Source organism: Achromobacter sp. GbtcB20 (assembly GCF_019091095.1).
Taxonomy (GTDB): Bacteria; Pseudomonadota; Gammaproteobacteria; order Burkholderiales; family Burkholderiaceae_B; genus Achromobacter; species Achromobacter mucicolens.
In genome coordinates, this window is the sequence record NZ_JAGXJZ010000420.1 from 1 (window position 1) to 305 (window position 305).

The following is a 305-nucleotide window of genomic DNA, read 5'->3' on the forward strand; positions in this document are numbered from 1 at the left end:
TGGACCATGCCGATCCGATCAACGAGCGCACGGGCGAGCGGCCGGGCCTGGCCGCGGCTTGGCGTCTGTCCGAGATTCTGACGGCACAAGACATCAGTTCGCTGCTGGTGGACATGCATGATTGGGACGAAGGCGAGGACATCAACGACGTGCTGGCCAAGCGTGGCGAGGACGAGCTGGCGCGCCGCCTGCGCAAGCTCGAAGCCTGGCTGATTCCGGGCATGCCGGGCGGCGGTGCCAGTGATCGCCTGATCGGCACGCGCCGGGTGTTCCTGCCTGGCCATGACTGCGGCGTGTGCTGGCGC

General features: G+C 67.9%; 1 protein-coding gene. It reads left to right on the plus strand.

Annotated elements, in window-relative coordinates:
• Positions 1-305: toprim domain-containing protein (locus tag KVT32_RS29590; protein ID WP_217619372.1), on the plus strand; the 305-nt coding region annotated here is incomplete at both ends.